The following is a 13,848-nucleotide window of genomic DNA, read 5'->3' as shown; positions in this document are numbered from 1 at the left end:
CAACGTCGACACTTGTAAAGAGTGAGGTGTAGTCATGAAAATAATTCACAAGCGAATTTATATTACTCTTATTTTTATTTTATTATTAATTAGTGGACTCGGAGCACGGCTTGTTCAACTCCAGCTTGTCAGCACAGAATCTTTTACTGACAAAAAGATCAACTTAATTGAAGGAAGCGTAAAACAGCGTACGCAGGAAATGGTGGTAGACGACGGGCGAGGGAAATTTGAAGATAAAAATGGACAGTCTTTAACATCTATCACGCATAATCGCTTAGTCCTGTTTCCATTTTTAGAAAAAATGAGGTGGCCTGTTCAGCAAGTAAGCGAAATCGTGGGAATGCAACCAAAGGAACTAACGAACAGACTAGCGAATGCTAAAACACCGGTTATTATTACAAAAGAATTATCCCATGCACAAGTCGAAAAAATAAATGCATTAAAGGTACCTGGCGTATTTGGAATTCCTCTAAAAGATGAGCGTCCAGTTCCTCTTGCTGAACATTTAATCGGACTAGAGGCACAAAGTAAGCAAATAATTGAAGAGAAGTATAGTGACAAATTGAAAAATGGAGCAATTAAATCAACTACGCCTGTAGGTATCTCAGGGATGCAGAGGGCTTTTGACGAGTTTTTGCTGCCTGAACAGGAGTCTAAGCTCCTTTATCATGTTGATCGCCTAGGTGGGCCTATGTTTGGCATCGATGTAAAATATACGGGCACAGCTAACCCTTATTATCCAGTCAGTGTGCGTACGACGCTTGATTTGTCTGCTCAGGAGCTAGTGGAGAATACATTAAATCATTATAAGTTAAAAGACGGAGGAGCCGTCTTAATTGATATAAAAAACAATAAAGTAATTGCGATGGCCAGCAGGCCTTCGATTAATAAGAAAGATCCATTTAAAGAGCAAAACGGTTCAGACAGCGTAGAAAATCGTTTGCTGACGCCACAAACTCCTGGATCTATATTTAAAACCGTAACAGCAGCTGCAGCGCTTGAACAAAATAAAATTCAGCCTTCTTTTACCTATAACTGCGATAAAAGTATTTATGGCAATAATGTAGAAGAAGATCATCAAAAAGGGCAGCTGACGTTTGAAGAAAGCTTCGCGCAAAGTTGTAATGCAACGTTTGCCCAGCTAGCAAAAGAAATGATAATATCTAATCCGAATATCCTTGAACAATACGCTGATAAGTTAGGGCTTATTCAGCCTGTAGGATGGACGGGTGATGTGTTTCACTTTGAGCATTTTAAGCAGTTTTTAGGAGAAAAATCGGGAAGAGTTTGGACAAATGAAAGAGAAAAAAAAGTCCCAAATGCTGTAGCGCAAACGGCAATTGGACAGCTTGATGTAAAAGTGACTCCGCTTGCAGTAGCAAATATGATGGCGACAATTGCACGCGGAGGAGAAAAGAAACAGGTAAAAGCTGTAGATGCGCTAGAGTATAAAAACAACACGTCATTGTATACGTTTAAAGAGCATGAGCTAAAAGGAGATATGATTAATGAAGCCACAGCTGTTTCTATGCAGCAGCTTTTAAAAGGTGTCGTACAGAGCGAAAAAGGAACGGGAAGAAGATTTCAAACGCTTCCTTATGAAGTGGCAGGAAAGTCAGGAACTGCTGAAATCAATGTGAAAGACGATATCGTCAATAAATGGTTTGCGGGTTACTTTCCTGCAGATGATCCAAAATATGCAATGGTAGTAGTGGATTTAAATACAAAAAGTGCGATATCTCCCACAAACAGCGTATTTTATGATATTGTTAAAGGGATGTATGACTTAAATACACGTTAAAACAAGAAGAATTTGTAAAAAATATTACAAATATACTTCAAATAAATTTTGATGCTTCATGTATAAGAAAACACATGTTAGAATAAAGCATTATAAAAGTTGGAGGAAATTGTAGCAATGAATAACAATCGTTCTTCAAGACACGAAAACAAAGAAAAAAAAGTAAACCGATTATATAATCTGTTAATTGCTGTCGTAGCAGTTTTAATTGTATTTGTCGGTGGTACGATGATTCTTGGAAACAAGGATAAATCGGATAACCAAGCGGAAACAACTCAAAACAATCCGCAAACAAATGACCAAAAAACGGACAAGACGGCTAAAAAAGACGATGATTCTTCGAAAGATGATCAAGCAACAGATGATCAAGCAACGGACGATCAAAGTTCTGAAGATGACCAAAGCTCTGAAGATGATCAAGTAACAGATGAAGAATCAAACGACTCAGATTCACAGGCTGAAGTAGAGAAAAATCCAGAGCCTGGCGTGGCAGAACGCAAGGTAGATCCTTCATGGGATTCAGTAGGTACGTCACAAGATGCACCTGCAGCAACATATAAAAAAGGATCAACGGATTGGAACGAAATGCTAAAAGCTGTAGGCGAAGGGTCAGGCATTAGCCCAAGCAATATGACCGTATGGCGTTTAGGGAATAACGGTGGCGTAGGTAAAGCCGTAGCTACGGTTAGTCCTAAAGGAAACTCATCAACAAAATACCGCGTTCAAATTGAATGGGTAGATGGAGAAGGCTGGAAGCCCGCAGTAGTGGATAAGCTTCAATAAAAAAGCAGCGCGCTAGCGCTGCTTTTTTAATTTGAAATGAACAACTGCAGAGTACAGTTTTTTACCTTGTTCATAGTCCACAGACATTTGATGAGATACGCTATACACCTCAAGTAAAATAGCTTTATTTTGATCAATTTTTTCAGCAATTTGTTTCTCAAGCATTTTAACATCAGGCGCTTCAAAAAATTCTATTTTATCTTCAATCATTTCAAATTCAAAATTCATCTTACGACCTCCTTACCTCATTACTATAGTATAGCAAATAGAAAGTTAAAAGCTTAAAATATTTGTAAATGAAGAACAAACGATAGCTAAAAACATACTATATCCATAAGAATTATTAGTTATAAGGAGGCGTTTTTTATGGGTCTAGAGTTTTTAGATATCTTTGAAAAGTGGGCGAATGAGTATGATGCATCGGTAAGCGGGAAAGATGAACAGTATAGGGAAGTGTTTCGCAATTATAATGAAATCTTAGAATATGTAGCAGACCGTTCAATAGGGCATGTGATAGAATTTGGAACAGGGACTGGAAACTTAACAAAAAAACTGTTAGAAAAAGAACTGACGGTAGTAGGAATTGAACCTTCAGTACCAATGAGACAATTGGCACACCAGAAATTAGGGGCAGATGTTTTAGTCACACCAGGAGACTTTTTACAATTTGATACATCATTGTTTCCAGCAGAGAGCTTAGTTAGTACGTATGCTTTTCATCATTTAACAGATAAAGAAAAAGAAGAAGCTGTGATAAACTATGGAAAGTTACTTCAAACCGGTGGTAAAATAGTGTTTGCTGATACAATGTTTGAAACAGCGGATTCATTTGCTGATACCATTGTTCAGGCAAAACAAAAAGGGTATACGCAACTAGCAGAAGATCTAGAGAGGGAATACTATACAACGATTCCCGTCTTACAGCAAATCTTTGAAAGCAATGGTTTTCACATAACCTTTACACAATTTAATCACTTTGTGTGGGTATTGGAGGCAACGAAACAATAGTAGAAAGAGGTTTTAAAATGAAAGTAGCAATCATTGGAGCAATGGAAGAAGAAGTGACGATTTTACGTGATAAAATTGAGAATCGTCAAGAAACAGTAATCGCAGGATGTGAATACTCGACAGGAACAATCAGCGGCGTGGAGGTTGTATTATTAAAATCAGGTATTGGAAAAGTAAATGCGGCGTTATCTACAGCCATCTTACTAGAGAAGTTCAAACCTGATTACGTTATTAACACAGGATCAGCAGGCGGCTTCCATCCAGAGTTAAACGTAGGGGATGCGGTTATTTCAACAGAAGTTCGTCATCATGATGTAGATGTAACGGTATTCAACTATGAATACGGTCAAGTGCCAAACTTGCCTGCAGCTTTTAAAGCAGATGAAAAACTAGTTCGTCTTGCTGAAGAAAGTGCTCTTGAAGTAACGGATATGAAAATTGTAAAAGGACTAATTGCTACAGGAGATTCGTTCATGAACGATCCTGTGCGCGTAGAGTTTGTTCGCTCTAAGTTTCCAGACCTGTATGCAGCTGAAATGGAAGCGGCGGCTGTTGCTCAAGTATGCTATCAATTTGGCGTACCGTTTGTTATTCTTCGTGCTCTTTCTGACATCGCCGGCAAAGAATCAAATGTTTCTTTTGAGCAATTTTTAGAAAAAGCAGCTGTTAATTCAACGAAATTAGTATTGAATTTTATTACAAAATTAAAATAAGCTGTTCATAAAATATAGAGTTTGTTTTCGTCTACACTCTGCATCGTTTGTCATAACATGGGGTGTAGACTATATTTTTACTTTAATTCCCACTTTGTTTATGGGTTAAGTTATATTATTTCGATAGCGAGGTGTTCAAGATTATGAAGGTAGCCAAAAACGTTCATGAATTGATTGGAAACACACCTATGATTGAGATTACACAATTTGATTTACCTAGAAAAATCAGGATATTTGCCAAACTGGAATATGTTAATCCAGGAGGAAGTGTAAAAGATCGTTTAGGAAAAGAACTACTGCAAGAAGCTCTTGGATCTGGAAGACTGAAGCGAGGCGGAACGGTGGTTGAGCCTACTGCTGGGAATACGGGGATTGGTCTGGCTTTAGCTGCTCTTCAGCACGAAATAAACGTTATACTATGTGTTCCAGAAAAATTCAGTATTGAAAAACAGCAGCTTATGAAGGCTTTGGGGGCAACGGTGGTTCAAACGCCTACTGAAGGTGGTATGAAAGGTGCTATAAACAAGGCTCAAGAGCTGCTGCGTGAAATACCTGGTTCTTATTGCCCTCAGCAGTTTGCTAATCCGGCCAATCCTATGACTTATTACAAAACCTTAGGGCCAGAGATATATGAACAGCTTGATGGAAAAATTGACGTGTTTGTAGCTGGAGCAGGTACAGGTGGAACATTTATGGGTACAGCAAAATTTTTGAAAGAAAAAAATCCTTCTCTAAAAACAGTCATTGTTGAGCCAGAAGGTTCAATTTTAAACGGAGGAAAATCCGGCCCTCACTTAACTGAAGGAATTGGAATGGAGTTCATCCCTGATTATATGGAGCGGTCTTATTTTAATGCTATTCATACTGTTGAAGATGTTTATGCTTTTCAAAGAGTGAAAGAGCTGGCTTTAAAAGAAGGGTTACTAGTAGGGAGCTCTTCAGGAGCAGCCTTCGAAGCAGCCCTGCTCGAAGTAAAAAATGCAGAAAAAGGCGCTCATATTGTCACCATTTTTCCCGATAGCAGCGAACGGTACTTAAGTAAAAATATTTACAGTGGAGGAAGATAAGATGAAACGTAAAACACAGTTAATTCATGGTGGAATTGTTGGCGATGAACAGACGGGTGCTGTCTCTGTTCCTATTTATCAAGTAAGCACTTATAAACAAGAGGGAGCTGGAAAACATACGGGATACGAGTATTCGAGAACCGGTAACCCTACACGACACGCCTTAGAAGAACTTATCAAAGAAATTGAAGGAGGATATGCTGGGTTTGCGTTTGGATCTGGTATGGCAGCTACTACTGCTGTATTCATGCTGTTTAACAGCGGAGATCATGTGTTAATTACAGATGACGTATACGGAGGAACGTACCGAGTTATTACAAAAGTGCTGAGCCGTATTGGCATTGAAGCTACTTTTATTGATACAAGCGACATCGAAAATATTAAGAAAGAAATTCGCCCCAACACAAAAGCTATTTATATCGAGACTCCCACGAATCCTCTCCTAAAAATTACTGACTTGCAGCATGCTTCTTCAGTAGCTAAACAGCATCATTTACTTACCATCGTCGACAATACATTCAGTACTCCGTATTGGCAAAATCCTATCGAAAAAGGTGCGGATATCGTTCTGCATAGTGCAACTAAGTATTTAGGAGGCCACAGTGACGTTGTAGCAGGGCTAGCCGTTGTGAATTCGCCTAAATTGGCAGAAGACCTTCATTTTATTCAAAATGCGACTGGAGGCATTTTAGGACCCCAAGATTCCTGGCTTTTAATGAGGGGGATTAAAACATTAGGAATACGCATGGAAGAACATGAATTCAACACTGGGAAAATAGTAGAATTTTTACTTGCTCATCCTGCTGTTACAAAAGTATATTATCCAGGATTAAAAACCCACCCAAACCACCTCATTGCTAAAAAGCAAGCAAGAGGTTTTGGAGGAATGGTTTCTTTTGATGTGGGAAGCGAAGAGAAAGCGGAACAAGTACTGAGCAAAGTGAAGTATTTTACATTAGCAGAAAGTTTAGGAGCCATTGAAAGCCTCATTTCAATTCCTGCCAAAATGACTCATGCGTCTATACCGAGCGACCGACGTAAAGAGCTAGGAATTACAGATGGATTAATTCGTATTTCTGTAGGCCTTGAAGATGTAGAAGATCTAATTGAAGACTTAGAAGAGGCATTGAAATAAGGGTGGTAAAAATAGGATTTTTATAGACCTATAGATCTATGATAAAGTAGAGCTATAACATTCTACTGAGAAGGTGATTGTATGAAAGCTCAACACATCAAAGCAAAAATTGAAGATTACAGCCGCTTTATTTACGTCCTTCTAGCCGTAAGTACATTCTTGTACATTGGTGTTATGATTGGCCAAGGTGAAAAAAGTGATATGCAGCTTGGAATAATGGAAGCGATCGTTATTCTTTTTGCCGCCCTTGCCTTTTATTTTAGTTATCAAACTAAAAAACTGAAAAAAGAACTAATGAAAGAAAAAGAATAATAGATATAAAAAGGCGATCATACATCGTCTTTTTTTTATGAGGGTTGAAAAAATAAAAAAATTCCCTATTTTTCAAAAAAACAGTTTACTTTTTATAAGTTCGTGGATATAATTACCATTGTAAGGAAAATACTTTATTAAAAGGAGGTCGAGTCATATGTTAAGACGTTTATCAGTTATGGGTCATCCAGTTTCAACTATGTTCAAAAATCGTCTATATACGTATACTATTCGGCCGTGTTCCTGTATCAAGTAACTTTCTTACCTTGATCATTAAAACACGTTAATTCACCACAGGTGCGAATAGTAGCCCTGTGGTTTTTATTATTTTTCAGCCACAGGATGCTTATGCATTACTGTGGCTTTTTTGTGTATAAGGAGGTGATTGTAATGACACTGAACATTTTCTTTTTAACTATTACCATAAAGTCCCGTCAATACTCAGAGGCAGAAATTAAGCATGAACAGTATGTAAGACAATTAGAAGAAGAAATAAAAGACCGCAAGTATGAGTTTTATCGTCATTTCTAATTTGAACAGTGGAAAGGAGTGGATGAATGATGATTAATCAAAAAGGATATATCGTTGTATGGCTACTTGTGGAGAAAGATTCCACCTAAATGATTAGTAGGGGGAGTAATGATGTGTTTGCTACGGATTATTATTTGGAAATTATTTTAAAAAAAGAGCGGAAAGAAGGATTAATTCTCCTTCTTTCCGCTCTTTTTTTTCTCTTTTTCGGCTCTGTAAAATTCGTGAAACATTTTCATCAGCGCTCGCTTTTCAATTCGCGAAACATAACTTCTTGAAATATTTAATTCTTTTGCAATTTCTCGCTGGGTTTTTTCATCCTGCAGATCCAAACCGAAGCGGCCAACAATTACTTCCTTTTCTCGATCATCGAGGATATCGATGTATTCTTTTATTTTTTCTAATTCCATATTTAGTTGAATCATATCAATTACATCGTCTGATTCTGATTTTAATACATCAATCAAACTGATTTCATTTCCTTCTTTATCCTGGCCAATTGGATCATGCAGCGACACATCTTTTTTTGTTTTTTTGAGCGCTCGCAAGTGCATCAATATTTCATTTTCAATACAGCGTGCGGCATAAGTAGCTAATTTTGTTCCTTTTCCTTGAGAATAACTTTCGATTGCTTTAATTAAACCGATTGTCCCAATTGAAATTAAATCTTCCGCATCCTCTCCCGTGTTTTCAAACTTTTTAACAATATGCGCAACGAGTCGGAGATTGTGTTCAATAAGAAGGTTTCGCGCTTCTTGATCTCCTTGTTCCATTAAAGATAAATATCTCTTTTCTTCAGCAGCAGACAAGGGTTGAGGAAACGCATTGTTTTTTACGTAGGAAACAAGGAAAACCAATTCTTTAAAGAAATAGCCTAGTGCGGTAAATAATGCAGACATCTCTTCACCTCCATAAGGGGATATCAACCTGTGAGAGACTAACATTACACTATATGTAAAAAGAAGGATGTCTTTGCCTGTACGTTTAAAATTCCCCCCGGGGACAAGAGAGTTTGAAAAAGTCCACAGATTTTTCTTTAGAGATAGTTACCAGCCTATACAGGGAAAAAAGTATGTACATACGCTAGTAGTAGTTCATAGCGTAAGGAGGGAGAGTATGTACGGTTACGGAGGCTGCTGTTATCCTAATTATCCAGCTTACCCATGTGGAGGAGGCTTTGGCTGGGGACTTGGATTGTTGATTGTTCTGTTTGTCCTGTTATTAATTTTCGGAAGCTTCTATTGGTTTAGCTGCTGGTGTTAAAAAAAACTCATGCATGCGCATGAGTTTTTTTAGATGACATATCCTACCGAATAGAACCATTCATTTTTAAGAATTCTTAAGGAATTTTCGCTTTGTTTCTTAAAGAAGATGATTTATTCTATAATTAAGAAAAGAAGCAAGACGATAATATCCCTCTGTAAAAGTAAATGGAGCTCTATACTTTTTTTAGCTTGAAAGTACTAATCATCAAGCAAGCGAGTACGATAATTAAAAACATATAAAAGTGTGAAGGCAAATAAGGGACGCCCAAGTAGCTAAGAGTTAATAAACAACCTGCTGCGGTAATAGGGAGCCCTGTAAAATACCCAGTATTTTCTGTGATGTTAAAGCGGGCAAGACGAAGTGCTCCGCAAGCAATGTAACAGATGGTAACAATTGAACCTGCAGCACCAAAGTGAGACAAAATACTTTGATAAAGTAGTAGAGCTGGAGCGATGCCAAATGATATAATATCGCACATGGAGTCCAGTTGTTTTCCAAGTTCAGATTCAATTTGCAGCTTTCTGGCTACCATGCCGTCGAATCGGTCTGCTAACGCTGCTAAAAAAATTAGTAATAAACTTAAGTTCAATTCATTTTTCATGACAAATAAAATAGCAAAGCTTCCTAAACTTAAATTAACAATCGTTAAGGAGTTTGCCGCTTGGGATCTCAGCTTTTTAATTGTATGATCTAGATAGTCTAATAAAAACAATTTCCTCACTCCTTTAAAGGATGGAATGAACTAAAGGTAAAAATAATGGTAATTTCATTGTAGACGCAAACCTTATTCTAGTAAAGAACTATTCAGTATGTGGAGGTAAAATTATTGTTGCAGCACCTGTATCGAACGTTTATTGAGCTTACGAATCACCAAGGATCATCGAAGCTCATTCGAAAATTCACTTTCTCTAAATGGAGTCGGTTTGTTATACCCTCCTATACAAAAGTTTTTAAAGTAAATAAAGAAGAAATGGACAAGCCTCTGCATCACTATCAAAACTTACACGAGCTATTTATTCGCCGTTTGAAACCTTCTGCCCGTCCGGTCGATCAGCAGAAAGACAGCGTTGTCAGTCCTGTAGATGCAAAGATAGAAGCATATGGAGTCATTACGCCTCAAAAAGAAATGATTGTAAAAAACAAACCTTATTCTATACAGGAAATGGTTTCAAATGATCTCGTTCTTGAAAAATATATAGAGGGACAGTTTATTATCCTCTACCTTAGTCCGAAAGACTATCATCGCATTCACAGCCCTCTTAAAGCCCAAGTGGGGGATACGTGGACCGTTGGACAAAAGTCTTATCCAGTAAATTCATTAGGAATCAAATACGGGAAAGAACCGCTTGTGAAAAATTTCCGGAAGCTCACGGAGTTAACATTTGAAAATGGTCACATGCTGATGGTAAAAGTAGGAGCCATGTTTATCAATAGCATTGAAGCGGTTTCTAAAAAAGAAGTAGTCGAAAAAGGGGAAGAAATGGCTTACTTCACGTTTGGCTCGACTGTCATTTTATTATTTGAGAAGAACTCAATCACTTTTGCTTCTAATGTTTACTCAGGTTCTTACGTAAAATGTGGAGAACCAATTGCTCATTTGAAAAAATAGAGCCTATATAATAAAAGAGTAGATAGATAAATGAAGATGCAGCTTTCTTTTATTAAGAAGGCTCTTTTATTCATTAAGAAGGAATTTGTATGCTAATCTTTAATGATCTTCTCTCAATTTCCTCTTCAATTAATTTTATAAAATCAGGGCTTAATTGCAGTTCAGTTGCTTTGCTGTATGATTCAATAAGCAGCTCATCTGATAATTTTCTCATAAGATTGCCGCCACCTCCTACTAAAATAAATATCCTAAAAAGTTATATTTAAATGCTAATAAATTCCTTATTTATAATCTAACATGAATCAAATAAAGGAACAATCGTTCTGTTATCCACAGCTTTCGGTGGATAAAATGTGGGTATGTTGTTTATAATTACCATTAATTGCTGAACTATAACAGAGGATAATGTGTATAACCTTATCCACATAATTGGGCTTATCAATTTTTGTCGAAAACTTTTAACGGAATTTGTTTACCACTTACCCTATTTGATAAGTAATAAACGTTTTCTGCACTATTTTTTATTTTAAGTTTACAGTGGGTGAATATATCATAAGCTCACGAACAAATGGAGTTTTACTACCTTTTGTCAATAACTTTCTGTATAAAGTTAAAGCATTCACAAGGCATATCCTTTATACTAAGAAAAGACCTGTTTTTGAAGAGAATAAAATTTTAGGTTGGAAAATAACAAGAAGTCGTTATAATGATAGACGGCGTTAATTTTAGTATGTAACTATATATTCGAGGTGCATGATACGTGTTGAAACTTTTTTTACCAAATGAACATGTGAAAAACGTGTTTCAAATTAAGCCAGACGATTTGAAAGAGCGCGGAATAAAAGGAATTATTACCGACTTAGATAACACGTTGGTGGAATGGGATCGCCCTGATGCCACTCCGGAATTAATTGAGTGGTTTCAGTTAATGAAAGATAGTGGAATTAAAATTACGATTGTATCGAATAATGTGGAGAAACGAGTCAAGCTGTTTTCAGATCCAGTTGGACTTCCATTTGTATATAAAGCACGCAAACCGATGCGTAAAGCATTTAGAAGAGCTCTTCGTGATATGGAGCTGCAAAAAGATGAGGTTGTAGTTATTGGTGACCAGCTTTTAACGGATGTATTAGGAGGAAATCGTCTCGGCGTATATACAGTTTTGGTTGTACCAGTTGCGCAAACAGATGGATTTGTAACGAAATTTAACCGTAAAATGGAACGAAGAATTCTAGGTTGGATGAAACGAAAAGGTATGATTAACTGGGAGGATTAAAACGTGAGTGAAGAAAAATTACAGTGCGTAGGATGCGGAGTGGAGATTCAAACAGAACGACCGGATGAACTTGGCTATGCTCCAAAATCAGCACTAGAAAAAGAAGCTATTATTTGCCAGCGATGCTTTCGCTTGAAGCATTATAATGAAGTACAAGATGTTTCCTTAACAGACGATGATTTTTTAAAAATCTTAAACGGAATTGGTCAAACGGACGGTTTAGTTGTAAAAGTTGTAGATATCTTTGACTTTAACGGCAGCTGGTTACCTGGTTTGCATCGATTTGTTGGAAATAACAAGGTTCTTTTAGTGGGAAATAAAGCAGATTTACTGCCAAAGTCTATAAAGAAAAATAAACTAATTCATTGGATGAAGCGAGAAGCGAAAGAGCTTGGGCTAAAATCAGTGGATGTGTTCCTCATGAGCGCACAAAAAGGACAAGGAATTCGAGAAATTGCCGAAGCCATTGAACATTATCGCGAAGGTAAAGATGTATATGTTGTGGGATGTACAAACGTTGGTAAATCAACATTTATTAATGCCATTATTAAAGAAGTAACGGGAGAAAAAGATATTATTACTACATCTCAATATCCCGGCACAACGCTGGATATGATTGATATCCCGCTTGATAACGGCGCGTCTTTATATGATACGCCTGGCATTATTAATCACCACCAAATGGCTCACTATGTAGATAAACGAGACTTAAAGCTGATTTCTCCTAAAAAAGAAATAAAGCCGAAGGTTTATCAGCTAAATGAAGGGCAAACGTTATACTTTGGAGGACTGGCGCGCTTAGATTATGTACAGGGAGGCCGCAAGTCATTAACATGTTATGTATCGAATGATTTGCATATCCATCGTACGAAGCTTGAAAAAGCAGATGAGTTGTATGAAAAGCAAGCAGGTGAACTGCTTCAGCCGCCGCGCCCAGAGCAAATGGATGAGTTTCCTGAACTCGTTGCACATGAATTTACAATAAAAAATGAAAAAACCGATATTGTTTTTTCAGGGCTTGGCTGGGTGACGGTTAATGAAGCAGGTTCAAAAGTTGTGGCCCATGCACCAAAAGGAGTCGGCGTATTTGTGCGCGATTCTTTAATTTAAACAAAAAGGGGAAAAAATCTTGAGTACATTATATGGTCTAGTTGGTTATCCGCTTGGGCATTCACTATCGCCATTGATGCAAAATGATGCCTTTAAACGTCTGGATATGAACGCTCATTATGAAGCTTTTCCAATTGAACCTGTTCATTTTGAGTCAGCCATTGGAGAGCTAAAAAATAAAAACATTCAAGGATTTAATGTCACGATTCCTTATAAAGTTGATATTATGAATCATTTGGATGAAGTCGATCCATTAGCAAAGGCAATTGGTGCTGTAAATACAGTTGTTAATCAAGATGGCCGTTATATTGGATACAATACCGACGGAGAGGGATATGTGACTTCTTTACTAAAAGCAGTAGAAGGCAGCTTATCCCAAAAAAGAATTTTAATTATTGGAGCTGGAGGAGCTGCCAAAGCTATTTTTTATACAATTGCAGCTCAGCACGCTCCCGAGGTAATTGCGATATGCAATCGTACCGTCGAAAAAGCAGCTGTATTAGCTAATGAGCTGCCTTTTTCGACGAAAACGGCGGCGATGTCTATTTCTGATGCGGAAAAACAATTAGATACATTCGATATTATTATTAATACCACTTCAGTGGGGATGTATCCTAACGTTGATGAGCTGCCTTTAGCACTTACTTTATTGCAAAAAGAAGCGGTAGTCAGCGATATTATTTACAACCCTTTAAAAACAAAGCTTTTAAAAGAGGCTGAAGCAAAAGGGGCAGGCACTCATAATGGTGTCGGTATGTTCGTGCTGCAAGGTGCACTTGCATTTGAAAAGTGGACGAACGTTCGTCCTGACGAAGAGGCAATGGAACACATTGTCCTTTCAACACTAACTAAGAGATAAGATACAGCGGAGGTTTTTATGTTAACAGGTAAACAAAAACGTTTTTTACGTTCAAAAGCACATCATTTAAATCCAATTTTCCAAGTAGGAAAAGGTGGAGTCAATGAAAATATGATTGGTCAAATTGCTGATGCATTAGAAGCAAGAGAATTATTAAAAGTAAGCATTCTGCAAAACTGTGACGAAGATCGTGACACGGTTGCTGCTCGATTAACAAAAGGAACAAAAGCAGAGCTTGTACAAGTGATTGGAAATACAATTGTTTTATATAAAGAATCACGCGAAAATAAGCAGTTAATGCTTCCAAAAGTGAAATGAAATAGAGCGGGGAAACCCGCTCTATTTAATAATGAAGTAAATTAAAGGAGTCGGGGATTG

The 13,848-nt window shown here is 37.3% G+C and carries 18 protein-coding genes; 14 read left to right on the top strand and 4 right to left on the bottom strand.

The genetic code is table 11. The features are described 5' to 3' along the window. The first annotated feature begins 34 nt into the window (after positions 1–34). On the top strand, positions 35–1,801 hold the full coding sequence (locus LIS78_RS23305) for a peptidoglycan D,D-transpeptidase FtsI family protein (protein WP_195781822.1): 1,767 nt from the start codon (positions 35–37) through the stop codon (positions 1,799–1,801). Between the two features lie 117 nt (positions 1,802–1,918). Continuing rightward, positions 1,919–2,584 (top strand): YrrS family protein, encoded by a 666-nt coding sequence (locus tag LIS78_RS23300; protein ID WP_195781823.1) that lies wholly within the window; start codon positions 1,919–1,921, stop codon positions 2,582–2,584. Between the two features lie 12 nt (positions 2,585–2,596). Here the strand turns inward: LIS78_RS23300 and LIS78_RS23295 are convergent, their stop codons facing one another. Continuing rightward, entirely contained in the window at positions 2,597–2,812 is a 216-nt protein-coding gene (locus LIS78_RS23295; protein WP_195781824.1) for a DUF2536 family protein, read from the bottom strand. Positions 2,813–2,950: 138 nt separating this feature from the next. Between LIS78_RS23295 and LIS78_RS23290 the strand changes: the two genes are divergently transcribed. The 6 genes from LIS78_RS23290 (at position 2,951) to LIS78_RS23265 (ending at position 7,350) form a co-directional block, all read left to right on the top strand. Further along, positions 2,951–3,592, top strand: a complete 642-nt coding sequence (locus LIS78_RS23290; RefSeq protein ID WP_195781825.1) for a class I SAM-dependent methyltransferase — start codon at positions 2,951–2,953, stop codon at positions 3,590–3,592. Positions 3,593–3,609: 17 nt separating this feature from the next. After that, a complete protein-coding gene (mtnN, locus tag LIS78_RS23285) occupies positions 3,610–4,305 on the top strand; it encodes a 5'-methylthioadenosine/S-adenosylhomocysteine nucleosidase (RefSeq protein ID WP_028411671.1) in 696 nt (231 codons plus the stop codon). A 143-nt stretch (positions 4,306–4,448) separates the two neighbouring features. Beyond that, positions 4,449–5,372, top strand: a complete 924-nt coding sequence (locus tag LIS78_RS23280; RefSeq protein WP_252284404.1) for a PLP-dependent cysteine synthase family protein — start codon at positions 4,449–4,451, stop codon at positions 5,370–5,372. 1 nt (position 5,373) lies between these two features. Next, complete coding sequence (locus tag LIS78_RS23275; RefSeq protein ID WP_195781827.1) at positions 5,374–6,507, top strand: bifunctional cystathionine gamma-lyase/homocysteine desulfhydrase; 1,134 nt, start codon at positions 5,374–5,376, stop codon at positions 6,505–6,507. An 81-nt stretch (positions 6,508–6,588) separates the two neighbouring features. Beyond that, a complete protein-coding gene (locus tag LIS78_RS23270) occupies positions 6,589–6,819 on the top strand; it encodes a YrhC family protein (protein ID WP_013059270.1) in 231 nt (76 codons plus the stop codon). A 390-nt stretch (positions 6,820–7,209) separates the two neighbouring features. Then, positions 7,210–7,350 carry a YrzI family small protein gene (locus LIS78_RS23265; protein WP_013059269.1) on the top strand — a complete coding sequence of 47 codons (141 nt, stop codon included), beginning with the start codon at positions 7,210–7,212 and terminating at the stop codon, positions 7,348–7,350. A 170-nt stretch (positions 7,351–7,520) separates the two neighbouring features. Here LIS78_RS23265 and sigK read toward each other — a convergent pair whose 3' ends face one another. Then, the gene (gene sigK, locus LIS78_RS23260) at positions 7,521–8,249 is read right to left on the bottom strand and encodes an RNA polymerase sporulation sigma factor SigK (RefSeq protein ID WP_013059268.1); all 729 of its coding nucleotides are present in this window, start codon (positions 8,247–8,249) and stop codon (positions 7,521–7,523) included. A 217-nt stretch (positions 8,250–8,466) separates the two neighbouring features. Between sigK and LIS78_RS23255 the strand changes: the two genes are divergently transcribed. Beyond that, positions 8,467–8,613: a hypothetical protein gene (locus LIS78_RS23255; protein WP_192885554.1), complete on the top strand. Its 147-nt coding sequence runs from the start codon at positions 8,467–8,469 to the stop codon at positions 8,611–8,613. 175 nt (positions 8,614–8,788) lie between these two features. Here the strand turns inward: LIS78_RS23255 and pssA are convergent, their stop codons facing one another. Further along, complete coding sequence (pssA, locus tag LIS78_RS23250) at positions 8,789–9,328, bottom strand: CDP-diacylglycerol--serine O-phosphatidyltransferase (protein ID WP_013059266.1); 540 nt, start codon at positions 9,326–9,328, stop codon at positions 8,789–8,791. 114 nt (positions 9,329–9,442) lie between these two features. Here pssA and LIS78_RS23245 point away from each other — a divergent pair, with 114 nt between their 5' ends. After that, a complete protein-coding gene (locus tag LIS78_RS23245) occupies positions 9,443–10,225 on the top strand; it encodes a phosphatidylserine decarboxylase (protein WP_029320147.1) in 783 nt (260 codons plus the stop codon). Positions 10,226–10,298: 73 nt separating this feature from the next. Here the strand turns inward: LIS78_RS23245 and LIS78_RS23240 are convergent, their stop codons facing one another. Next, a complete protein-coding gene (locus tag LIS78_RS23240; RefSeq protein ID WP_013059264.1) occupies positions 10,299–10,439 on the bottom strand; it encodes a sporulation histidine kinase inhibitor Sda in 141 nt (46 codons plus the stop codon). Positions 10,440–10,988: 549 nt separating this feature from the next. On the opposite strand from LIS78_RS23240, the gene LIS78_RS23235 reads away from it, so the two are divergent. From LIS78_RS23235 to yhbY, 4 genes are read left to right on the top strand one after another with little or no spacing between them, the layout of a single operon-like run. After that, complete coding sequence (locus LIS78_RS23235; RefSeq protein WP_013059263.1) at positions 10,989–11,501, top strand: YqeG family HAD IIIA-type phosphatase; 513 nt, start codon at positions 10,989–10,991, stop codon at positions 11,499–11,501. A gap of 3 nt (positions 11,502–11,504) precedes the next feature. After that, on the top strand, positions 11,505–12,611 hold the full coding sequence (yqeH, locus tag LIS78_RS23230) for a ribosome biogenesis GTPase YqeH (RefSeq protein WP_195781828.1): 1,107 nt from the start codon (positions 11,505–11,507) through the stop codon (positions 12,609–12,611). A 19-nt stretch (positions 12,612–12,630) separates the two neighbouring features. Beyond that, complete coding sequence (gene aroE, locus LIS78_RS23225) at positions 12,631–13,470, top strand: shikimate dehydrogenase (RefSeq protein ID WP_209150677.1); 840 nt, start codon at positions 12,631–12,633, stop codon at positions 13,468–13,470. A gap of 18 nt (positions 13,471–13,488) precedes the next feature. Next, the gene (gene yhbY / locus LIS78_RS23220; RefSeq protein WP_013059260.1) at positions 13,489–13,788 is read left to right on the top strand and encodes a ribosome assembly RNA-binding protein YhbY; all 300 of its coding nucleotides are present in this window, start codon (positions 13,489–13,491) and stop codon (positions 13,786–13,788) included. Positions 13,789–13,848 lie beyond the last annotated feature (60 nt).

The organism is Priestia megaterium, from assembly GCF_023824195.1.
GTDB classification, from domain to species: Bacteria; Bacillota; Bacilli; order Bacillales; family Bacillaceae_H; genus Priestia; species Priestia megaterium_D.
The sequence above is the reverse complement of the archived record's forward strand: the minus strand, read 5'-3'. Positions and strand labels throughout refer to the sequence as shown.